This window comes from Streptomyces sp. CS113, from assembly GCF_002188365.1.
GTDB classification, from domain to species: Bacteria; Actinomycetota; Actinomycetes; order Streptomycetales; family Streptomycetaceae; genus Streptomyces; species Streptomyces tendae.
The window spans coordinates 5,288,026-5,309,652 of record NZ_KZ195574.1; the positions used below are offsets into that span (position 1 = coordinate 5,288,026).

Below are 21,627 nucleotides of genomic sequence, written 5' to 3' on the forward strand. Positions count from 1 at the left end.
GGCGCCGGCCGGGCGCCCGCACCCGTCAGGACGGTCCCGGGGCCGGATCGGTGCCGTAGGCGTCCAGCGCCGCCGTGAGCCGGTCGAGGCGGGCGTGCAGGTCCTGGACCTCGGCGAGGTCCAGGCCGGTCGCCGCGGAGATCCGGCGCGGCACCTCGACGGCCCGCTCGCGCAGCGCCGCGCCCTCGCCGGTCAGCCGCACCTCCACCGAGCGCTCGTCGCGCACGCTGCGCTCACGGCGGACCAGACCGGCCGCCTCCAGCCGCTTGAGCAGCGGGGACAGCGTGCCGGAGTCGAGCCGCAGGTGCTCGCCGAGCTTCTTCACCGGCAGCTCGCCGTGTTCCCACAGCACCAGCATGACCAGGTACTGCGAGTAGGTGAGCCCCAGATCCTTGAGGACGACGCGGTAGACGCTGCCGAAGGCGCGCGACGCGGCGTGCAGGGAGAAGCAGATCTGCTGGTCCAGGCGGAGCCAGTCGGTTGCGGGCGTGGTCATGCGTTCCAGGGTAGCCGACAGCACCTTGTTCCCAATCTAGTTGCGCATTATTAAGTTGCGCACAACTGGATTGAGTGCTCTACTTGTCGATGTCAGCACGCAGCCCCTCCTGAAAGGGACGGTTCTCCCATGGACGCGCTCTACACCGCCGCCGCCACCGCCACCCACGGTCGCGACGGCCGCACCGTCAGCTCCGACGGCAAGATCGACCTCGAGCTCGGCATCCCCGTCGAGATGGGCGGCAACGGAGAGGGCACCAACCCCGAGCAGCTGTTCGCCGCCGGGTACGCCGCCTGCTTCGGCAGCGCCCTCGGCGTGGTCGGCCGGGCCGCGAAGGTCGACGTCAGCGACGCCGCGGTGACCGCCGAGGTCGGCATCGGCAAGCAGGGCGAGGGCTTCGCGCTCGCCGTCACCCTCCGGGTCGAGCTGCCCGAGGGCCTCGACGAGGAGACCGGCCGCAAGCTGGTCGAGCAGGCCCACCAGGTCTGCCCCTACTCCAACGCCACCCGCGGCAACATCCCGGTCGACCTCGTCATCGAGTAGTCCTCCCGGGGCCGTCAGCCGACCCGCGCCAGTACCTCGCCCGTCCGTTCGCTCCACGCCACCACCACCGCCTCCTCGGGCACCGGGTGCCAGCGGGTCAGCAGCAGCCAGCGGACGTGGTGGCGGCGGGCGACGGCGGTGCGCTCGGCGCGGGTCGAGTCCGGCGCGAGGTACGCCTCGACGTCGGCCACCCGCCGCCGGCGCTCCCGCTCGTCCAGCGCCGGGTCCGGCCAGGCCGGCGCCGCGAGGTTCGGCCCGTACCCGGCGATGGCGTGCCCGGCGTAGTAGCCGTCGGTGATCACGACCTCGCCGGGCCCGATGTGCCGGGCCGCCCACGCGTACGTCGGCCAGTTCGGCGGCTGCTCGAAGCCCACCGGGTCCAGCGCGCGCGGCACCACCGCCCCCGCGTGCACCGTGAGGAAGCCGAGCAGCGCCCCGGCCGTCGCCGTCCAGCCCAGCGCCGCCCGCCACCGCCCCCACGGCCGGGGTGCCGCCAGCTCCACCGCCAGGGCGAACTGGAGCGGCACCAGCGTGAGCCCGAGGATCCGGCCGTAGGTGTAGTGGCCGCTGAACCAGCCGTACGCCACCGCCGCGCAGTCCAGCGCGAACATCAGCACCAGCGGGTCCCGGGCCGAGCGCCGCCCGCGCGCCCACAGGGCCGGCAGGCCCAGCAGGGCCAGCCAGAACTCGCCGGGCAGGTGGAGGTAGAGGACCCGGTGCATCGCGTCCACGCTGCCGTCGCCGGCCAGCGCGAACACGTCGAAGTACGGCCACAGGGCCGCCGCACCCACCGCCACGGCGCCCGTCAGCGCCCACCGTCCCGCGACCGGCCCGCGCCACCCGCGCTGCCAGCCGGCCACCAGCGCCACCGCGCCGAGCACCGCCGCCACCGAGGTGATCGGGTGGACGAGGAGGATCAGGGCGTAGAGGGCGCCGAGCCCCGCGTATCCGGGCAGGCCGCGCAGTCCGCTCGGCCCCACGTACCGCACCCGGCGCGTGTCCCGCGCCCGCGCGCCGGTCAGTGCCCAGGCCCAGAAGGTGAGCCCGATCGCGAACGTCGACGGGTAGCCGAGGTTGCCCGTCATCGACATCAGCCCGAGGTACCCGCTCCACCAGGCCCGCTCGGTGCCCCACAGCAGCGTCATCGCGCCCAGCGCGAGCACCGGCGCCCACGGCCGCGGGGTCAGCACCCGCACGAAGCGGCCGATGCCGGTCAGCAGCACCAGCAGGTTCAGCGGCCCGGCGAGCCGCACCACCTCCCAGCCGCCCAGCCCGGTCAGCCCGGCGAACGCGCCCTGGGCCACCGCGTACGGCGAGTAGTACGCGCTGCCCGCACCCGGCAGGTCGGCCATCGGATGCCGGGGGTGGAGGAGGTTCTCCTTCAGGCGCTCGACGACGGCCGCGTGCTGCCCGGCGTCGCAGCACAGAGGTACCGCCCAGTACGCCAGCGTCATCACGAGGAAGAAGAGGAAGCCGGCGGCCTGGTAAGGGCTGGGACGCCAGACGCGTCCGCCGCGCAGCGCCGTCGCGCCGCGCACCGGGCGCCGGACGAGGACGCCGGCGCTCACGAAGCAGCGGGAGTATGGGGCATTCGGGACATTTGGCGTATGTTCCCGGTGGGGTCGCCCCCGTCAATCCCTCAGCGGCCCAAGTCACCCGGGTAGCCGATGCTCAGCCGACCGCGCCCGCCCGGTCCGGCTGTCCCTGCGCCGGCAGCGGCACCCGGCCGCCCCGCACCGCGGGCGCCAGCAGCAGCGGCACCCCCACCACCGGCAGCAGCCACGCCAGCACGATCAGCCGCTCGCCCCAGATGTTGATGTCCGGGTGCCCGGCCTGGGTGAGGATGCCGGTGCACGCCGCCGCGACCAGGAAGCCGCCGACCGCGCCCCCGCGCCGCAGCGCACCCCACGCCCCGGCGGCCAGCGCCGCCGCGAACAGCGGCTGCCACGCCTGCCTGCGCAGCCACTCCACCCAGAAGTTGCCCTGCAACTGCCAGAACTCCGGCCACGGGTGCTCCCGGTCGGGGCGGTTGAAGTGGTCGGTGAGCAGGTCCTGGAGGCTGTCCGCCTCGGACGGGTAGTGCAGCAGCCGCGCCAGCAGCAGGGTCGCGGCCGCGCCGGCCAGGCCCACGGCCGCGAGCGCCAGCACGTCCCGGGACGCCGGGCCGCCCCGCCCCCGCAGCCGCCGACGCCGCCGCCGGTACCGCCGCAGGGCGATCACCCCGCCGGCCGCCGCCAGGCACAGGCCGAGGAACAGCGCCTGGGAGTGCTTGACCGTGAACAGGGCGGTCAGCGAGCCGGCGACCACCGCAAGGCCGGTCCGGTGCCGCCCCGCCCGCAGCACCAGTGCGCAGCCCCAGACCGCCGCCAGGGTCAGCGCCATCAGCAGGCCCTCGGTCATCGGGCGCATCGCGGTCGTCCCGCACGGCAGCGCGTAGTACAGCGCCTGCCCGGCCAGGGCGAGCGGCACCGGCACGGACAGGGTCCGCAGGATCAGGAAGACCAGGACGCCGCCCGCGCCCGCGATCACGACCCCCGCCGCCCACAGGCCCCACGTCACCCCGAAGGCCAGGACGAACGGCACCAGGAACGCCGGATAGCCCGGCCGCGCCTCGAAGATCGCCATGAAGCGCTCCGACATGTACGGCACCGTGTGCCCGCCGGTCTGCCCGGCCGCCAGCCGCGGCCGGACCACCGCCCACTCCTGCTCCCGGCACTCGGCCAGCACCTCGCCGGTGGGATCGGGGCGGTGGAAGCGGACCACGTGCACGCTCTGGCCCCGGCGGGCCCGCTCCGCCCGGCTCGCGCACACGTAGTCGATGGTGGCGGTCGCCGCCGCGTGCTTGCTCTCCCCGGTCAGACTCAGGGCGTACGACAGGTAGTTCCTGGTGTCGGGCGTGTCCCGGCCGGTGACGTTCGCCAGCTGGAGCACGGCGAACACGGCGGCCAGGAGCAGCACGCCCATAAGCGGGCGGCGGGGTCTCATGTGGAGGGCAGCAGGTCGCGTCCGGAGGGGACGGCGCGGGCACCGGGGACACCGGACGGCTCCGGGGCGGGCATCCGCTCGCCGAGCAGCAGCGTCCGCACCACCCGCTCGGCGGCCCTCCCGTCCTCGTACTCGCAGTACCGGGCCCGGAAGGACGCCCGCAGCCGGGCCGCCTCCTCGTCCCGCCACGCCCCCGACGCCAGCAGCCACGCCAGCTCCCGGTAGGAGCGCGAGACGTGCCCGGGTGCCTCCTCGGTGATGTCGAAGTACGTGCCGCGGGTCGCCGTGTACGGGCCCCAGTCGTCGGCGTGGACCAGGATCGGCCGGTCCAGGAGGGCGTAGTCGAACATCAGGGCGGAGTAGTCGGTGATCAGCAGGTCGGAGGCGAGCATCAGGTCCTCCACGTGCGGTTCGTCCGTCGCGTCGATCAGCACGCCCCGCCGGTGCAGCTCCGCGAGGCCGAGGCCCCGCGCCGGGCCGGTGGCCAGCGACGGGTGCAGCCGCACCACCAGGGTGTGGCCCTCGCCGAGGTCGGCGGCGAGCCGGGCCACGTCGAGGCGTTCGACGAGCCCGCCGCGCCGGTACTCGCGGCGGGTCGGCGCGTACAGCACGACGGTGCGGTCCTCGGGGACGCCGAGCCGCTCGCGGACCCGGCGGCCGTCCTCGGGACCGGCGTTGACCAGGACGTCGTTGCGCGGGCTGCCGGTGCGCGCGGAGGTGAAGTGGCAGGGGTAGGCCCGCTCCCAGATCCGCTCCGCGTACCGGCCCGCGACCAGGCTGTGGTCCCAGCGGTCGGCCCGGCGCAGCATCTGCGGCACGTCCAGGCCGTGCCGGGCGCCGGGCCTGCCCAGCAGGTCGACGCCCATGTACTTGAGCGGGGTGCCCTGGTGGGTGTGGATGTGGACGCTGCCGTCCCGCTTGGCCACCGTGCCGGGCCAGTTGACGTTGTTGACGAGGAACGCGGCCCGTTCGGTCACCCGGCGGTAGGCGGCACTGCCCAGGATCACGTGCTCGGTGCCCGGCGGCAGCAGGGCGGGGTCCGCCGCGCACTCCTCGTCCCGCACCACCCACACCCCGCGCAGGTGCGGCGCGAGTTCGCGGGCCGCGCGGTGGATCGCGGCGGGGTCGCCGAGCACGCCCCGGTGGGAGAACGCCGAGTACACGACGAGGTCGGGGTCCACGCGACGGCGGGGGAGCGCGGCGGCGACCCGGCGGGCCCGGCCCGCGACCGCGCCCCGCGCCTGCCGGGTCCGGCGTTCCGCCTCCCGCGCGGCCCTCCCGGTCTGCCGGCGCAGCCGGTAGGCGGCGTACGACCCCTCCAGCACCCGCAGTTCGGCCGGGACCGACGCGCCTTCCGGCCGGTACGCGCGGAACATCTCGGCGGTGCGGTGGAAGAACTCCGCCCGGTCGGACGGCGGCAGCCGGTCCGGCTTGGACAGGATGTCCAGGCAGTGCTCGCCCATCTTGGCGTGCAGGAACGGCCGCCACCGGGCCGCCAGTGCGGGGCGGGCGTCGAGGAAGGCGAAGACCCGCTCGTACTGCGCGTGGACGTCGAAGTGCTTGCGGCTGGTGGTGGACAGGATGTTGCCCTGGCGGCGCTGCCGGTAGTTCAGGCAGATCCGGTCCAGGGCGGCGATCCGCTCCGCGCTGAACATGACCGGGAAGGTCCAGGGCGTGTCCTCGTAGTAGCCGGGCGGGAAGGTGAAGCCCTCCCGTTCGACGAAGTCGCGCCGGTAGACCTTGTTCCACACCACCATCAGCAGGTCGAGGATCTCGGGGTGCCCGGCCGCCGTGAACGTGCCGTCGCCCGCCTCCGCGAGCACCCGGGCCAGGACATTGCGCCGGGTGCCGCCCCACCAGTAGGTGCGCGCGTAGTCGAAGACCAGCACGTCCGGATCGTCCGTCTCCGCGAGCCGGTCGGCCATGGCGCGCAGGGCGCCCGGAGTGAGGGTGTCGTCGCTGTCGAGGAAGAAGAGGTAGTCGCCGGTGGCGTGCGGCATCCCGGCGTTGCGGGCCCGGCCGAGGCCCACGTTCTCCTCCAGGTGCAGCACCCGCACCCGCTCGTCGCGGGCCGCGTACTCGTCCAGGATCGCCCCCGAACCGTCCGGGGAGCAGTCGTCGACGGCGATCACCTCGATGTCCCGGAAGGACTGGTCCAGGACCGAGTCGAGGCACTCGCGCAGGAAGCCCTGCACCTTGAAGCAGGGGACGATGACGCTGAAGCGGGGCACGGCGGGGTCAGCTCCTTACGAGGGTGGCGGCGGCGGGGGCCGGGACGCGCTCCGCGAGCGGGATCACCGGCGGCAGCGCCTCGGGCGGCTCGCCCAGCAGCACCCGGCGCACCACGCGCTCGGCGGCCCGGCCGTCGTCGAACGCGCAGAACCGCTCCCGGAAGGCCGCCCGCAGCGCCGTCGACTCCGGGCCCGCGTGGGTGCCGTCGGCGAACACGCGGGCCAGTTCCTCCGGGGTGCGTGCCACCGGTCCCGGGGGCGCCGCCATCAGGTCGAAGTAGACGCCGCGGGTCTCCCGGTAGACGTCCCAGTCCTCGGCGTACACGACGATCGGGCGGTCCAGGTTGGCGTAGTCGAACATGATGGACGAGTAGTCGGTGACCAGCGCGTCCGCGGCCAGGCAGACGTCCTCGGAGGAGCGGTGCGCGGTCACGTCGATGATCCGGCCGGTGCGTTCGCGGCTCCCGCCCCGGTCGTAGAAGTAGTGGGCGCGCAGCAGCACCACGACGTCCTCGCCGGCCGCCTCGCAGAACGCCTCCAGGTCCAGGCCGCCCGCGCCGAAGCCGGTCTCCCAGTCCCGGTGCGTGGGCGCGTACAGGACCGCCGTCTTCCCCTCCGGGACGCCCAGTTCGCGCCGGACGCGGGCCACGTCCTCGGCGGTCGCCGCGCAGTAGACGTCGTTGCGCGGATAGCCGTACTCCAGGTGCTCGTAGGAGCCCGGGAAGGCGCGCTCCCACATCTGGGTGGAGTGCCGGTTCGCGGACAGGTTGAAGTCCCAGCGGTCCACCCGGGCGAGGAGCTTGGTGAAGCTGCCGGTGGCCGCCGCCACCACCGGGTACGTCGACTGGTCCACGCCCATCGTCTTCAGCGGCGTGCCGTGCTGCGTCTGCACGTGCACGCTGCCGGGGCGCTTGACGACGCCCTCGGCGAAGTTGGCGTTGTTCACCAGGTACTTCGCGCGGGCCAGCACCTCCCAGTACCGCCGGCCGCCGATGACGGCGTGGTCGACGCCCTCGGGCACGGTGTGCGCCTGGTCGGGCTCCACCAGGAACACCGACCGCAGGTGCGGGGCGAGTTCGCGGGCCTTGGCGTGGATCGCGGCCGGGTTGCAGGCGTAGCCGCGGCCCCAGTAGGCGCAGTACACGACGAGGTTCGCATCCAGCGGGCGGCGCAGCTGACGGCGGTAGCGCAGACGGGTGCGCAGCCCGCGCGGCCACGGCAGGCGGCGCAGCAGGCCGCTCGCGCCCCGGTTGGCGGCGCGCAGCGCGCGGAAGCCGGTGTACGACCCGGACGCCAGCAGCCGGTGCTGCACGCCGAGCCGTCCGCCCGGCGGCCGGAAGCCCGCGGGGCGGTGGCGCCGGTAGAGGCGGCTCGCCCGGCGGTAGAAGGCACGCCGCCCCCGGCCGGTCAGGCGCCGGGGATGGGCGGCCGTCTTCAGGACCGCCGCGAAGAGCTGCTCGAACAGCGGGCCGCGCCGCTCGGCCGGCAGGCCCAGCTCGGCGGCGTGCGTGAGCGCCAGTTCGACCTGGTCGAGCAGGTCGGCGTGGTGCTCGCCGGGCAGGTTCAGCCGGTTGCCCTGGCGCCGCACCCGGTGCCGTACGACCACCTCGCGCAGCACCGCGACCCGCTCGGCGCGCGCCGCGACCCGGGCGCCGAAGCCGACGTCCGTGTAGTGCCCGGCGGGGAAGTCGAGGCGGCGCTCGGTGAGGAAGGTACGGCGGTGCACCGCGCTCCAGGCGGGCAGGTGCACACCGGTCAGCTGCGGGGCGCTTTCGGGGGCGAAGGCGCCGTCCGGGGCCTTGGCGAGCAGCGGGGCGGCCGGGTTGGTGGCCTCGCCCTCCCACCAGGGCACGCGCTCGTACTCGACGTACAGGACGTCGACGCCGCCGGTGTCCGCGAGGCGTGCGTCGAGGGCCGCCAGCGCGCCCGGCACCAGGACGTCGTCGCCGTCGAGGAACAGCAGGTAGGCGCCGGTCGCCGCCCGCATCCCGGCGTTGCGGGCCCCGGCGAGACCGGCGGACGGCGGCGCGTGCACGGGCGTCACCCGGGAGTCCCGCACGGCGTGCTCCCCGGCGACGTCGGCGGCGCTGCCGTCCGGGCCGTCGCAGACGGGGATCAGCTCGAAGTCGCCGAAGGACTGGCCGAGGACCGAGTCCAGTGCCTGGGAGAGCCGCCCCGCGACCCCATGGGACGGGACGATGATGCTGAAGCGGGGCATACTGCTCTTTCTCTTCGTTCGCTCGCCGGACGGGGGCCCGGGGGCTCCCGATGGACAAACGGTGTTCAGAGGCTGTCGGTGACGGTGCGGGGGCCCGCGGGTTGCGGCACCGTGGCCAGCGGGGTGCGGGCGAGGGCGGCCGCGGCCGAGGGCGCGGGGCGGCGCTCGGCGAGCGGGACGACCGGCGGCAGGTCCGTCTCGCCCAGGACGACCCGGCGCACGACGCGTTCGGCGGCCCGGCCGTCGTCGTAGGGGCAGAACCGCTCGCGGAAGGCGGCCCGCAGCCGCGCCGACCGGGCGCCGTGCCACTCGCCGCTCGCGAACAGGCCGATCAGCTCGTCCTCGTCCCGCGCGATCGCGCCCGGCGGGAAGGACCGCAGGTCGACGTAGGTGCCGCGGGCCGCCTCGTACGCCTCCGCCTCGTACGCGTGGATCACGATCGGGCGGTCCAGGCCCGCGTAGTCGACCATCAGGGACGAGTAGTCGGTGACCAGGGCGTCCGAGGCCAGGCACAGCGACTCGACGTGCGGATGGTCGCCGACGTCCAGCACCCGGCCGCCGGACGCGGCGAGGGGGCCGCAGTGGCGGGGGTGGGCGCGGGCCAGCACCGTGAAGCGCGGGCCGAGGCGGCGCACGACGCGCTCCAGGTCCAGGGCGGCGCGCTGGGTGCGCCGGTAGTCGCGGTGGGTGGGTGCGTACAGGATCGCGACCGTGCCCTCGGGGATGCCGAGGGTCTCGCGCAGCCGGGCCACGTCCGCGGCCGTCGCCCGCTGGAGGACGTCGGTGCGCGGCTGGCCGCACTCCAGGGTGGTCCAGCCGCCCGGGTGGACGCGTTCCCAGGTCAGGGTGGAGTGGCGGTTGGCGGAGACCACGTAGTCCCAGGAGCCGGCCTCGCGCAGCAGCGCGGCGAAGTCGGTGCCCCGGGCGGCGGCCGGGCGCTCCTGGAGGTCCAGGCCCATGTGCTTGAGGGGGGTCCCGGCCTGCGTCTGGACGAGGACCTGCCCCCGGCGCCTGACCAGGCCCGCGTCGAAGGCGGCGTCGCACACCAGGTAGCGGGAGCGGGCCAGGGCGGTCCAGTGGGCGGCCGTACCCGGGGCCAGGCGGCGGGTGCCGGGCGGGACGGTGTGGTGGTGCACCCGGTCGGCGGCCCACGCCGTGCGCACGTGCGGCGCGACGCGGCGGAACGCCTCCTCCAGCGCGCCCGGGTCGCGGCCGTACCCCCGGTGCCCCTCGACGGCGAAGACGGCGCGGTCGGCGCGGAGCGGGAGGCAGCGCTGGACGCGGTAGTGCAGGCGCAGGAGCCCGGCCCGGGCGGCGCGCGCCAGCCTCGTGCCGGCCCTCGCGGCACGGCGGCGCAGGGCCGACGCCAGCCGCAGCGCGCCGTAGGTGCGGCGCAGGCCGAGGCGGAGCAGGGCGTGGCGCAGGCGGACGGGCAGCGGGGCCCGGGCGCCGGGGACCCGGTAGCGGCGGCAGTGGACGCGGGCCCGGCGCAGGAACTCGGCGCGCAGGGAACGCGGGAGGCGGTCGGGGCGGGTGTACACCGTCGTCAGGTGGTCGGCCATGCGGCGGTACAGGACCGGCCGCCAGCGGGCCAGCTCCTCGCGCGACTCCGGGTGCGTCTCCATGCGGGCCTCGAGGAACGCGAAGACGCGGTCGTACTGGGCGAAGACGTCCAGGTGCCGCTCGCCGGGCGTGCCCAGGATGCTGCCCCGCCGGCGCTGCCGGTAGTGGACGCAGACCCGGTCCAGGGTGGCGACGGAGCCCGCCGTCATCAGGACCGGGTACGTCCACGGCGTGTCCTCGTAGTAGCCCGGCGGGAAGGCGAAGCCCTCGCGCACGGCGAACTCCCGCCGCACCGCCTTGTTCCAGGCCACCATCAGCAGCCTCAGCAGCCCCGGCCGGTCGGCGAGCCGGAACGGCGCCGGGCCCTGCTCGGTGAGGTGCGCGGCCGCCTGGTTGCGGACGGTCTCGCCGGTCCAGTACGTGCGCGCGTAGTCGTAGACCAGGACGTCCGGCTCGCCCGTCTCCTTGATCCGGTCGGCGATGCCGCGCAGCGCGTGCGGGACGAGGGTGTCGTCGCCGTCGAGGAAGACCAGGTAGTCGCCGCCCGCCCGTTCCATCCCGGCGTTGCGGGCGGGGCCCAGGCCCTCGTTGCGCGGCAGGCGTACGACGCGGACGCGCGGGTCGAGGGCCGCGAACTCGTCGGCGATCGCGCCGCAGGCGTCCGGCGAGCAGTCGTCGACCACGATCAGTTCGAAGTCCGGGTACGACTGGGCCAGCACCGACTCCAGGCACGCGTGCAGATACGCCTGCACCTGGTACGCGGGAACGATGACACTGAACCTGGGCACGGGGACATCCATCGGTCGGCGGGATCGGTGCGGGCGTTCGGCCCGGCAACGGCCGGTGAAGCGGCTTGGTTACGGTCCCCGGGGCATTCGGGGGACGTTGTGCCCGTACGGATGAGGGGGCGGGCCGGTGACCGGCCCGCCCCCTCACGAGTGGTGTCGCGGCGGCTACTTGACGGCGCCCGCCATGACGCCGGAGACGAACTGCCGCTGGAACGCGAAGAACACGGCCAGCGGGATCACCATGGAGATGAACGCGCCCGGCGCCAGCACGTCGATGTTGTTGCCGAACTGCCGTACCTGGGTCTGCAGGGCGACCGTGATCGGCTGGCTCCCGGAGTCCGAGAAGATCAGCGCGACCAGCATGTCGTTCCACACCCACAGGAACTGGAAGATGCCCAGGCTCGCGATCGCGGGCCCGCCGAGCGGCATCACCACCCGTGCGAACAGCCGCAGTTCACCCGCGCCGTCCAGCCGGGCCGCCTCCAGCAGCTCCCGCGGGATCTCCGCGAAGAAGTTCCGCAGCAGGAACACCGCGAACGGCAGACCGAAACCGACGTGGAAGAGGATCACGCCGAGCATCGACCCGAACAGGCCGATCTTGCCGAAGAGTTCGGCGATCGGGATCAGGGCGACCTGCACGGGCACGACGAGCAGCCCGACCACGGCCAGGAACCACCAGTCGCGGCCCGGGAACTCCATCCACGCGAAGGCGTAGCCGGCCAGCGCCCCGATGACCACGACCAGGACGGTCGCGGGGACGGTGATCAGCGCCGTGTTGAGGAGGGACGAGGTGATGTCGCCGTTCTTGAGCAGCTCCTCGTAGCTCCGGAAGGTGAGCTGCGACGGCTCGGTGAAGACCTTCCACCAGCCGCTCGCCGCCATGTCCTCGGGCGTGCGCAGCGAGGACAGCAGCAGCCCGATCGTCGGGACCAGCCAGAACAGGCCCACCACGATCAGGAACACCCGCACGAGTCCGCCGCTGACGGCCTCGGCGAGCCGGGACCCGAGCGGTTGCCTGGCCTTGACGACCGTCTCGGGCGGCTGTGTCGCCGCCGGGATGACGGAACCCGCGTCCGCGGTCATCGCCGCACCTCCCGCCTCAGTCGCCGTACGTTGAACCACATCACCGGGATGACCAGGAGCAGCAGGAACACCGCGATGGCGCTGGCGACGCCCGGCTGGTCCGAGGCGAAGCCCTTGCGGTACAGCTCCAGGGCGAGCACGTTCGCGTCGTCCTGGGAGGAGCCCGGGGCGATGATGAAGACCAGGTCGAAGACCTTCAGCACGTTGATCATCAGGGTGACCGCCACGACCGCGAGGACCGGGGCGAGCAGCGGCACCGTGACCCGTCGGAAGACCTGCCACTCGTTGGCGCCGTCCACCCGGGCGGCCTCCAGCAGCTCCCGGGGCATCCCGGCCAGTCCCGCCGCGATCAGCACCATCGCGAAGCCCGCCCACATCCACACGTACGATCCGATGATCGCCGGGGTGACCAGGGAGGGGCCGAGCCAGTTCAGGCCGTTGTACGGCTCCTTGAAGTTGTCGGCGGGCAGTCTGAGCAGCGCCCCGTCGGCCGCCGCGGGCAGCGTGAACGTGCCGTCCCCGGCCGCCGTGGCCGACGCGACGACCTCGCCGTCCTTGACCGCCTCGATCTTCATCCCGGCGTAGCCCAGCTCGGCCGCGTCGACGCCGCCGAGCTTGCCGACGCCCTTGCCGCGGGTGAAGTCCTGCCAGGTGGTGCCGGTGACCTTCCCGTCCGCGGGCTCGGCGGTCGCGGCCTTCCGCGCGCCGTCGGGCATCAGGTCGGGGGCGACGCCCACCAGCGGCAGGACGACCGGGGTGCCCGCGCTGACCGGCTGCTTCGTGATGAACGCGCCGCCGCCCGCGGGCTTCAGCGGCGAGTCGCGGCCCGGGTGCGCCTTCGGGAACGCCGACGACTCGGCGAACGTGTCGTGCACTCCGACCCACACCGCGTTGGCGACGCCCTTGTCCGGGTCCTGGTCGTACACCAGCCGGAAGATGATGCCGGCCGCGAGCATCGAGATGGCCATCGGCATGAAGACGACCAGCTTGAACGCCGTGCCCCAGCGGATGCGTTCGGTCAGCACCGCGAAGATCAGGCCCAGCGCGGTGGCGACCGTCGGCGCGAACACCACCCAGATGACGTTGTTCTTCAGGGCGGTGCGGATGCCGTCGTCGGTGAACAGCGTCTCGTAATTGTCGAACCCGGCGAAGGAGTCGCCGGACTGGTCGTAGAAGCTGCGGATCAGCGAGTACCCGATCGGGTAGACCACGAGCGCGCCGAGCAGCACCAGCGCGGGCAGCAGGAACAGCGCCGCCACGGACTTCCGGGTGCCGGTCACGCTCTTGCGCGACGTGGGTGCCTTGGGGGCGGCGGGGACCGGTGGGCCCTCGGGGGCCGGTCCGGTCCCCGCCGCCGTGGCCGACGTCATGGCGTCAGCCCCCGTAGGCGGCGGCCGCGTCCGCCTCCAGCTTCGCCTGGGCGCCCGCGACGTCCTTCGGGTTCTTCAGGAAGTCCTGGAGCGTCTTCCACTCGCCCTTGCCGGGGGTGCCGCCGAAGGCCTGCGGGGCCTGGTCGGACATGTCGAAGCGGAAGTCGTCACCGGCCGCGATCAGCGCGTCGGCGATCTTCTTCTGCACCTCGTTCGGATACACCGAGGAGTCGATGCTCTTGTTGGGCGAGAGGAACCCGCCGAGCTTCGCCTGGATCGCCGCCGCGTCCGGCGAGGCCAGCCAGGTGGCCAGCGCCTGGGCCGCCTTCGAGTCCTTCAGGATCACGGCCGCGTCGCCACCGGACACCACGGGCGCGGCGTCGCCCACGGCCGGGAACGGGAACACCTTCGCGTCCGTGCCGATCTCCGCCTTGGTCTCGCCGATGTTGACCTGGGCGAAGTCCCCCTCGTAGACCATGCCGGCCTTGGGCTGGTCGCCGCCGGTGAAGGTCTGCGTCACCGAGGCCGGGAACTCCGTCTGGAGCGCGCCGGACGCGCCGCCCGCGACGAAGTCCTTCTTGCCCCAGATCTCCGCGAGGGTGGTGAGGGCCTCCTTGACGGACGGGTCCGTCCACTTGATCTCGTGCCGGGCGAGCTGGTCGTACTTTTCCGGGCCCGCCTGTGAGAGGTAGACGTTCTCGAACCAGTCGGTGAGCGTCCAGCCGTCCGCGCCGCCCACGGAGAACGGGGTGACGCCCGAGTCGTAGACCATCTGGGCCGTGTTGAGCAGCTCGTCCCAGGTCTTGGGCTCGGCGGCGCCCGCGTTCTCGAAGACCTGCGCGTTGTACCAGATCAGCGACTTGTTGGCGGCCTTGTAGTACACGCCGTACTGCTTGCCGCCGACCTTGCCGATGTCCTGCCAGCCCGGCGAGTAGTTCTCGCCCAGCTCCTTGGTCGCCTCGGCGCCCAGCGGCTTGGCCCAGCCCTTGTCCACGGCCTGCTTGATGGCGCCGGGCTGCGGGAGCATCGCCACGTCCGGCGGGGCGCCGCCGGCGATCTTCGACCCGAGGAAGTTGATGATCGGGTCCTGGGCGGGCACGAAGGTCACCTTGGCGCCGGTGCGCTTCTCGAACTCGGTGAGGACCTGCTTGAAGTTCTTCTGCTCGGTGCCCGTCCAGACGGCGGCGACCTCCAGGCTCTCGCCGTCCAGCTTCGGAAGGGTGACGGAGGAGGCCGGTGCCTTGGTGCCGCCGTCCTTGTCGCCGCTGTCGCCGCCGCCGTTGTCGTCGTCGCCGCCGCAGGCGGTGAGCGAGAGGGCGAGTGCCGCCACGGCGAGGGTGGCGGCGACGCGGGTGGTCCTCTTGACGGTGCTGCCTGTCCGGATGGTGCTGCTCGTGCGCATCACTGCCCCGTTCTTCGTTCGTCGTCGAACGCTCGGCGCTGTTCCGTGCGCTCTGGTGTACGCCAGGGGGGTGAGGGCGGCAAGGGCGCGTCCGCTGTCAAGCGGGGTTTCGTGACCGCGTCGTGACCGTGATCAGGCACCGGCGTCGGCGCGGGCCTCCCGGGCGCCGCCGCCCGGCGGGTCAGGCGCCGGGATCGACTTCGGGGTGCGTGAACCGCACGGGCTTGCCCAGCGACCGGGCGTAGGTGATTTCGGCCCGGGTGCTGTCTCCGATGTGGTCGCCGACCACGAGCACCTCGTCGGCGAGCCTGATCTTCGCCCGGTGCAGAGCCGCGAGCCGGGCCTTCAGCGCGTCGGCCCCGCCGGGACCGGACCGCGGTCCGTGCGGCGACCTCGTGTCGAAAGCCGGCTTGACGACGATCCTGCCGGCGCCGGTCTCGCGCAGATCGGCCTCGGTCATCTCGGTCATGAAACGGGTGGAGCCGCAGATCACGACGATGCGCGGGAGGTTCAACCGCTTCTTCGCCTCGGCGAGTTTCGCCTCGGGCGTGAACGGATGCGGGAAGGACACCGGTTCCTCCTGACGGTGTGGTCCAAGGGGTGCCCGGGGAGGCCCATCGACGCGGCCCCGAGCCGGTGCCCCACGCGCGTCACAGGAGTGAGGGGACCTCCGCCGCCGAGACCTCCCGGGCCGCCCGCTCCAGCGCGCTGGCCAGGAGGGCCAGATCGGTGGGGCCGTTGCCCAGTTCGCGTACGGGCCGGCGGGCGGGCGGGTCGCCCATGCGGTGCCACTCCAGGGGGACCACCGTGGGGCGCAGGGTTGCCGTGCGCGGGATGCGGCCGGTGACGCGGCCGCCCTGGAAGACGGTGGTGCGCCCGTCGGGGCGGGCCAGCCTGCCGCGTCCGGGCGCCGGTTCGTCCGGGCCCGGCACCGGTGTGTCCAGGGTGACGCGCAGGGTCGCGCGCAGGACGGGCTCCGTACGGTCGGTGCGGCCGCCGGGCGCGGTCGCGGCCACCAGGTGCACGCCGAGCCGCTCGCCCTCCCGCGCGACGGCCTCCAGCGCCCGCATCACCGAACCCGCCGCGGGCCGGCCGGGGGAACCGAGCGGGGGCGCGACGAGCGCGTCGAGGTCGTCGACGACCACGACCAGGCGGGGGAGCGGCGGGACGGGCCCCGTGCGGCGTTTGGCGGCGGGCCGCAGCCGGAGGGTGGAGCTGGGCGGGGACTCGACGTCCCCGGAGTCGGAGCCCGGCGCGGGCCCCGCCGCGGTCGGTGTGCGCTGGGTGACCAGCCGGCCCGACACCTCGCGTCCCGTGTGCCACGCGGCGAAGTCGGAGCGCCCGAGCAGCTCGGCGCGCCGCTTCAGCTCCGCGCTCAGTGACTGCGCGAACTCCCGCATCCGTACGGGGTCGTTGGCGGTGAGGTGGGTGGTGACGTGCGGTACGTCCGTGCATACGCGCAGGCCCTCGCCGTGGGCGCCGCCCGAACTCACGCTGTCGCGGCCGTCCATGAGGACGACGCCGAGCCGGTCGGGGCGCTCGGCGGAGGCGAGCGCGGCGACGAGCGCCCGCAGCAGCTCGGTGCGGCCGCTGCCGGGCGGCCCCTCGATCAGCAGGTGCGGACCCTCGGCGGCCAGGTCGACCGGGACGGGGCCGCGCGGACCGGCGCCCAGCACCGCCTGCGCGCGTCCTCCGAGCGACTCCGTGTCGTCGGCAGCGGCGGCCCAGCGGGCCATCAGGGAGGCCGGGGTGGCGCGGGCCAGGCCCAGCTCGTCGAGGAGCCGGGCCGTCCGGGGGAGTGGGGCGGACACGCGTGCGTGGTGCTCGCCGCCGCCCGCGGCGCTGTCCGTGCGCAGCGGGGCCAGGGCGCGCGCGAACCGCTCGGCCCAGGGCAGGGAGACGGCGTCCACCGTGCCGAGGGTGCCGTGACCGACCGGACCGGAGGGAGCGGCCGGACCGGAGGGAGCGGCCGGGGTGCCCGCGCCCGCGTGGGTGTGGGTGCCCGTGCGGGCGACGCGCAGCAGGCGCAGGGTCGTCGCCACGTCGCCGCTGAGCAGTGCCACGGCGCCGCACTCCCGGAACACCGGGGACACCGCGCAGGCCGCCTCGTAGGTCCGCGTCACCGGGGAGGTCGGGGAGGCGGCGGCCGTCTCGGCGAGGCACACCACGTGGACACCGGCCCGCGGCCCCTCATGGGCCAGCCGCGCCACCGCCTCGCGCACGTCGGCGCCGCCGGGGTCGCCGTCCACGACGACCACCGTGTACGGCCCGGTGAAGCCGCCGGACGGGTCGGCTCCCGCGTCGGGCCGTGCCCAGGAGGGCTGCGGGCGGGCCGCGCCCGCGGTGACGGCCGGGCCCGCCGTCGCCGCCGTCGCCGCCGGGTCCTCGGGCGTGCCGTGGGGGCGCGTCCCGGACCCGGCTTCGTCCGCGAGGTGGTCGTCCAGGCGGCGGAGGAGTTCGAAGGCGCGGGCCGTGGCCTGTTCGCGGTCGTGGGCGAGCAGCAGGCGGCAGTCCTGGCCGTGCCCCGGACGCACCTGCGGCAGCCAGCCCAGCCAGGACCACTCGGCCGTCCGCTCGGCGAGCGGACGGGAACGGTCCGCGCTGATCAGCACGATCTCCAGGGTGTCCGCGGAGTGCAGCGCGGCAAGCTGCGCCAGCACCGACCGGGCCAGCCCGGTGAGCCGCTCCCGCGGGCCCGCGAGGCCGAGCGCACCCACCTCGCGCAGGTCGGCGGTCACCGGCACCGCGGGCAGCGGGGCGTCACCGCCCGGCGCCACCCGGTCGGCCGTACCGAGCCGCACGGTGAGCGCCTCCGGGTGGCCAGGGCCGCGCTCCCACAGCCGCGGCCCCGGTCCCAGCGCGGTCAGCAGCAGCGACGCGGGGTCCGGCCAGGTCTCCGGGGCGCGGGAGGTGCCGGACGGGGACGCCGGTGCCGGTCCGCTCCCCGCCTCGTCGGGCGCGTGCGCGCCGGACACGGTGGCCTCCGGAGCGGTTCCGCGCCCGCCGGTCAGCCGCCGCGCCCACGCTCCTATCCCACCGCGCCTGCGCACCTCCTGCGGCACGTCGGTACCGCGCAGGGGAGTCCCCTTGCGTCCGGAGCGCGCGCCCGGAGCGTCGCCCCGGCCGGTGCCGCGCTCCCGGCCTGTGCCGCGCTCCCGGCCGGTACGGCCGTCCGGGCCGACGCCGCCGTCCGGGCCGAGGGAGCCGTCCTGGCCGAGGGTGCCTTCCTGGCCGGAGTCGGGGCCGGGGGCCGCCGCACCGGCCGCGCCCGTACGGGACACCCCGGTGCCGCCCGCGCCCGCGCGGGGAGCGCCCCGACCGTCCGTGTCCGAACCGGGCACGCCCCGGCCGCGGGCCCGGGGGGCGGGAGCGCCGTACGCGCCGGGCCCGGCCCCGTCGGTGCGGTAGGTGCCGGCGCCGGGTGTGTCGGTACGGGCCGCGTCCGGTGCGGAAGCCCCCGCGTCGTACCGGTCCTGGCCGCGCGGGCGCCGGTCGCGTGCCCGGGAGGCGGGTGCGTCGTAGTCGCCGGGGCCGGTGCCGCCGGGACGGGGTGTGCTCGGGCCCGCTGTGTCGGTGCCGGGCGTGCCGGGGGCCGCGCCGTACGGGTCCTGGCCGGGGGTGTGCCGGCCGCGTGCCCGGGGGGCGGGTGCGTCGTGCACGTCCGCGTCGGCGCCGCCGGTCGCGTACGTCCCGGCGCCCCGTGCGCCGCCGTGCGTCTCGCCCCCGGCGGGCGACTGCCGGGGCAGTCCCGCCGTGGGGCCGGTGCCGTGGCTCTCGATGCGGGGCGCGCCGCCCTGGCCGGGGACCTGCGGCGGCTCGACGGGCACCCGGCCCGTCTCGTACCCGGAGGTGCCGTACGCGTGGTGGGTGCGGCCGCGGGGCCGGGGCGTGCCGTCCGGCCCCGTGCCGTGGGGTGCGGTGTCCGGGGCGGCGCCGTCCGCCGCGGCCGTCCCGTGTCCGCCTCCACCGCCCGCACCCGTCACCCGGGCGAATCCCGTCGGTCCGTCCGGTCCGGTCGGTCCGGTCGGTCGGCCCCCGGGGGCGCGGACCGGGCCCGTCGCGCGGGAGCGGCCGTCCGCGTCGCGCACCTGCCCCTCGGCCCCGTCGGCCACGCGCGCGTGGGCCACCGTGTCACCCTCCGCGCCGCCCGACGCGGGCGTCCGGTGCCCGGACAGCCGTACGTGGCCCTCCCCGTCCGGGGTCGTCGCCACCCGCACCTCCGCCGCCGGCGGCACCGGCACCAGCCGCAGGGCCGACTCGCCGATCCGCAGCAGCGCGCCCGGCGGGAAGCGGACCGGGCGGTCGCCCACGCGGGCGCCGTCCAGGGTGGTGCCGTTGGTGGAGCCGAGGTCGGCGACGGAGACGCGGGCGTCGGGACCGACGGTCACGGCGCAGTGCATCCGGGAGACGTCCGGGTCGTCGAGCGCGACGTCGGCGTCGGCGGAGCGGCCGAGCCGGATCTGGCCGCCGTGCAGCAGGTGGACGCCGCCCGCGTCGGGGCCCGCGACCACATGGAGCTGGGCGGGGACGTCGGCCGGCTCGGTGTGCGGGTCGGGCTCGCCGGGGGCGCCCAGGCAGAGCACGGCGCCGTCGATCAGCGGGGGCTCGCCCAGGGTGCTGCGCTGGGCGTCGAGGCGCTGCGCCCCGGCGTACAGCACCACCTGGCCGGAGCCAGGGCCCTCGCCGGGGAGCGCGGCGGCCAGCGCGGAGGCGACCGCGGCCAGGGCGGTGCCCGCCGGTGCGGTGACGAGTACGTCACACCGCGCGGCACGGGCCCCCACCGCCTCCGGAGCAGCCGAAGCATGCGGGCCCAGCGGGTCTACGACGGTCAGCCGGATCTGCATCGCCGTAAGCGGTCCCTTCGCGCGGGCGCCCGCACGCCGGGACAGAAGCCGTCACCGCGGTCCCCCACCGCGGACTTCCCCCACCGTCACACGAGCACGTCGGCCAGTACTGCACGCATCCTCGCACCTGCCACTGACAACGCGCCCGTCCTCCTCCGTCAAATGATCTTGATTGGTCGGCTCTGCCCCCAAAAATGCCTGACGGGTGCCCTGCGGATGATCGAATGCCGTCCGCTTGAGATCGGTCACGTGCGGGCAGCGGCAACCAAGGGACCGGGTCGAGCGTCTTTCCTTCGAACGTGGCCCGGGGGGCGGCACTAGAGTTGGGTCCGACTGGGACCGACTGGGTCTGGGACAGCGACTGGGTCTGTAACAGTGGGTCCGAACAGCCAGCAAGCAACTAGGAGCGCATGACGTGCGGCCGGTAGGCAGCAAGTACCTCCTCGAGGAGCCCCTCGGCCGCGGTGCCACGGGCACCGTCTGGCGTGCGCGCCAGCGCGAGACCGCGGGCGCCGAGGCGGCCGTGGCCGGACAGCCCGGCGAGACCGTCGCGATCAAGGTCCTCAAGGAAGAGCTCGCGAGCGACGCCGACATCGTGATGCGCTTCCTGCGCGAGCGCTCCGTCCTGCTCCGGCTCACCCACCCCAACATCGTCCGGGTCCGCGACCTGGTCGTCGAGGGCGAGCTGCTGGCCCTCGTCATGGACCTCATCGACGGCCCCGACCTGCACCGCTATCTGCGCGAAAACGGGCCGCTCACCCCGGTTGCCGCGGCTCTGCTCACCGCGCAGATCGCCGACGCGCTCGCCGCCAGCCACGCCGACGGCGTCGTCCACCGCGACCTGAAGCCGGCCAACGTCCTGCTGAAGCAGACCGGCGGCGAGATGCACCCGATGCTCACCGACTTCGGCATCGCCCGCCTCGCCGACTCGCCCGGCCTCACCCGCACCCACGAGTTCGTCGGCACGCCCGCGTACATCGCGCCGGAGTCCGCCGAGGGCCGCCCGCAGACCTCCGCCGTCGACGTGTACGGCGCCGGCATCCTGCTGTACGAGCTGGTCACCGGCCGCCCCCCGTTCGGCGGGGGCTCCGCCCTCGAGGTGCTGCACCAGCACCTGAGCGCCGAACCGCGCCGCCCCTCCACCGTGCCCGACCCGCTGTGGACGGTCATCGAGCGCTGCCTGCGCAAGAACCCCGACGACCGCCCCAGCGCCGAGAACCTCGCCCGCGGCCTGCGCGTCGTCGCCGAGGGCATCGGCGTGCACGCGAACAGCGCGCAGATCGGCGCCGCGGAGAACGTGGGCGCGCTCCTGGCCCCCGACCCGGCTCCCGCCCAGGTCCCCGGCACTCCCGACGCGGCCTACGACCCGAACGGCGCGACCAGTGTGCTGCCGCACACCGGGGGCCCGGCGGGCGCCGCCGACCCCACCGCCGTCCTGCCGAACACCGGCGCCCCCGACCCGACCGCCGTCATGCCGCCGGTGCCCCCGGGACAGCCGGGCGCCCCGGGACAGGGCGGTCCCGAGGACCCGCACCCCTGGCAGAACCAGCTGCGCGCCGCCCGCGACCGCAACGAGCAGACGCAGGTCCAGTACCTCGACCCGAACCAGGACCCGCTGCGCCGCCGCCCCCAGCGGCAGGTCTCCCGCCCGCCGCAGCAGCCCCGCCAGGCCCCGCAGGGCCCGCCGCCCCAGCAGCCCGGCTACGGCTATCCGCAGCAGCAGCAGCAGCAGCCGCAGCGGTACGCCACCCCCCAGCCCCAGCAGCCGCAGCGGTACGCCCCGCCGCCCGCGCCCGAGCCGCAGCCGCCCCGGCGCGAGCCCAGGCCGCCGCGGCAGCGCAGCGCCAACCCCATGCGCATCCCGGGCCTGGGCTGCCTCAAGGGGTGCCTGGTCACGATCGTCGTCCTGTTCGTGGCCGGCTGGCTCGTGTGGGAGCTGAGCCCGTTGCAGGACTGGATCGGCACCGGCAAGGGCTACTGGGACCAGCTCACCGACTGGTTCACCACCGTCACCGACTGGATCGGGGACCTGGGCGGCTCCGGCGGAGGCTGAGTCTGGAGACTTGTCGACATCCGGAGGGTGATTTCCGCCTCCGCGGTGAAG

General features: G+C 75.0%; 13 protein-coding genes. 2 read left to right on the top strand and 11 right to left on the bottom strand.

Going from position 1 to position 21,627, the window contains the following annotated elements; genetic code table 11:
- Positions 1-25: 25 nt before the first annotated feature.
- The gene (locus B9W62_RS23610) at positions 26-496 is read right to left on the bottom strand and encodes a MarR family winged helix-turn-helix transcriptional regulator (RefSeq protein WP_087809040.1); all 471 of its coding nucleotides are present in this window, start codon (positions 494-496) and stop codon (positions 26-28) included.
- A gap of 129 nt (positions 497-625) precedes the next feature.
- Here B9W62_RS23610 and B9W62_RS23615 point away from each other — a divergent pair, with 129 nt between their 5' ends.
- A complete protein-coding gene (locus tag B9W62_RS23615) occupies positions 626-1,039 on the top strand; it encodes an organic hydroperoxide resistance protein (RefSeq protein ID WP_087809041.1) in 414 nt (137 codons plus the stop codon).
- Between the two features lie 14 nt (positions 1,040-1,053).
- Here the strand turns inward: B9W62_RS23615 and B9W62_RS23620 are convergent, their stop codons facing one another.
- The 10 genes from B9W62_RS23620 to B9W62_RS23665 all read right to left on the bottom strand — a co-directional run bounded on the left by B9W62_RS23620 (position 1,054) and on the right by B9W62_RS23665 (position 19,523).
- Positions 1,054-2,607: a hypothetical protein gene (locus B9W62_RS23620; protein ID WP_087809042.1), complete on the bottom strand. Its 1,554-nt coding sequence runs from the start codon at positions 2,605-2,607 to the stop codon at positions 1,054-1,056.
- Positions 2,608-2,710: 103 nt separating this feature from the next.
- Positions 2,711-4,024 (bottom strand): hypothetical protein, encoded by a 1,314-nt coding sequence (locus tag B9W62_RS23625; protein WP_087809043.1) that lies wholly within the window; start codon positions 4,022-4,024, stop codon positions 2,711-2,713.
- On the bottom strand, positions 4,021-6,255 hold the full coding sequence (locus tag B9W62_RS23630; RefSeq protein WP_087809044.1) for a bifunctional glycosyltransferase/CDP-glycerol:glycerophosphate glycerophosphotransferase: 2,235 nt from the start codon (positions 6,253-6,255) through the stop codon (positions 4,021-4,023). Before B9W62_RS23630 ends, B9W62_RS23625 begins: the two co-directional genes overlap by 4 nt.
- Before the next feature lie 7 nt (positions 6,256-6,262).
- Positions 6,263-8,473: a bifunctional glycosyltransferase/CDP-glycerol:glycerophosphate glycerophosphotransferase gene (locus B9W62_RS23635; protein ID WP_087809045.1), complete on the bottom strand. Its 2,211-nt coding sequence runs from the start codon at positions 8,471-8,473 to the stop codon at positions 6,263-6,265.
- Positions 8,474-8,538: 65 nt separating this feature from the next.
- Positions 8,539-10,824 carry a bifunctional glycosyltransferase/CDP-glycerol:glycerophosphate glycerophosphotransferase gene (locus tag B9W62_RS23640; RefSeq protein ID WP_179235626.1) on the bottom strand — a complete coding sequence of 762 codons (2,286 nt, stop codon included), beginning with the start codon at positions 10,822-10,824 and terminating at the stop codon, positions 8,539-8,541.
- Positions 10,825-10,989: 165 nt separating this feature from the next.
- The gene (locus B9W62_RS23645; RefSeq protein ID WP_087809047.1) at positions 10,990-11,907 is read right to left on the bottom strand and encodes a carbohydrate ABC transporter permease; all 918 of its coding nucleotides are present in this window, start codon (positions 11,905-11,907) and stop codon (positions 10,990-10,992) included.
- Complete coding sequence (locus B9W62_RS23650; RefSeq protein ID WP_373433699.1) at positions 11,904-13,277, bottom strand: carbohydrate ABC transporter permease; 1,374 nt, start codon at positions 13,275-13,277, stop codon at positions 11,904-11,906. The genes B9W62_RS23645 and B9W62_RS23650 overlap by 4 nt, the downstream gene beginning before the upstream one ends.
- Positions 13,278-13,281: 4 nt before the next feature.
- A complete protein-coding gene (locus B9W62_RS23655; protein WP_087809048.1) occupies positions 13,282-14,679 on the bottom strand; it encodes an ABC transporter substrate-binding protein in 1,398 nt (465 codons plus the stop codon).
- Positions 14,680-14,860: 181 nt separating this feature from the next.
- Entirely contained in the window at positions 14,861-15,250 is a 390-nt protein-coding gene (locus B9W62_RS23660) for a hypothetical protein (RefSeq protein WP_087809049.1), read from the bottom strand.
- A 79-nt stretch (positions 15,251-15,329) separates the two neighbouring features.
- Positions 15,330-19,523, bottom strand: a complete 4,194-nt coding sequence (locus B9W62_RS23665) for an FHA domain-containing protein (protein WP_087809050.1) — start codon at positions 19,521-19,523, stop codon at positions 15,330-15,332.
- Between the two features lie 415 nt (positions 19,524-19,938).
- On the opposite strand from B9W62_RS23665, the gene B9W62_RS23670 reads away from it, so the two are divergent.
- Positions 19,939-21,576 (top strand): serine/threonine-protein kinase, encoded by a 1,638-nt coding sequence (locus B9W62_RS23670; protein ID WP_087809051.1) that lies wholly within the window; start codon positions 19,939-19,941, stop codon positions 21,574-21,576.
- Positions 21,577-21,627: the final 51 nt, after the last annotated feature.